The following is a 1,127-nucleotide window of genomic DNA, read 5'->3' on the forward strand; positions in this document are numbered from 1 at the left end:
TTCAGCAAGCTTGGCTTACTGGCACAGCGATCAAAATATAGACACAGTTCCACTTAGGGGCGCGAAGTTTAATTGGAAAAATCCGGCAAGTAAAGTGATATCATATAAAATTCATTATATTCACCACCCAGGGAGAAAACTTTGTCTAATTTAGAGACTTTCGTCCAACGTTTAAACCAAGATGCAAGCAGCATTCAGTTTGAAGATACAATGGCAATTATTGACGAGCTATATGAATTTACACCCACAGCCTTTCAAAATGGCGAGCAAGCCAATGAGGCAGGGCAGAACTCGGGCTCCTGCAAACTCTTTGCTTTTGCCCAGCTTCAAAACCTGGATGAGCAACAAACTCTAACTTGTTTTGGTCAATACTATCGCGAAGATGTGCTCAAGAACCCTGAGGGCAATGACCACCAAAACATTCGCAACTTTATTACTCAAGGCTGGAAAGGCATTTCATTTTCGGGTGAGGCATTAAAGGCCAAGTAGAAGCATCTGTAAGCAGAGGCTTCCACGCCTAGCACGGGGCATCGACCTGCGAGGGATGGAACCCTCTGCCTACGATAATCGTTATTTGCCCGCTACCTGTGAATCCACAAACTTGTAGGCAGAGCCTTCCACGGCTCGCAAGCGGGCTAGCACGAGATTGATCCTGCAAAAGACGGAGCTCTCTGCCTACACTAAAACCAAGCTTTGAGAAAAAACTACATCTGGCTCTCGGCCGTTTCGATCTCTTCACTCAGTTCAAACCATTCCATCTCGGATTCTTCTAAACCGACTTTATGTGTTGCCTGCTCATCCATCAATTCTTTCAACTTGGCTTTATTTTCAGCTTGATAAATCTCTGGGGCAGCGAGTTTCTCTTCGAGCTCAGCTAAAGCTTCTTGGTGCTTCTCCATCGCCTTTTCTGCGGTTTTGAGCTTTTTCTTCAGTGGGCTCAATTTCTGACGAAGCTCCGCAGCGATACGCTTGCGTTCCTTTTTATCTTCCGCTGATTCATTTTGCTTGTCTGCACTGTCTGTCTCTACAGTTTCAGTTTTACTCGACTCTTTATGGAAGTCTTGCAACCAAACTTCGTAATCGTGCAGGTCGCCTTTAAACTCTTCGACTTTCCCGTTTGCCACCAG

The 1,127-nt window shown here is 45.4% G+C and carries 1 protein-coding gene and 1 pseudogene; one reads left to right on the top strand and one right to left on the bottom strand.

The features are described 5' to 3' along the window. Positions 1 to 141 precede the first annotated feature (141 nt). Complete coding sequence (locus A3729_RS05535; RefSeq protein WP_068507046.1) at positions 142 to 489, top strand: HopJ type III effector protein; 348 nt, start codon at positions 142 to 144, stop codon at positions 487 to 489. A 215-nt stretch (positions 490 to 704) separates the two neighbouring features. Here A3729_RS05535 and A3729_RS05540 read toward each other — a convergent pair. Beyond that, positions 705 to 1,127: pseudogene (locus tag A3729_RS05540) on the bottom strand (ABC transporter ATP-binding protein); the annotation flags it as partial.

The organism is Oleiphilus sp. HI0043 (assembly GCF_001634935.1).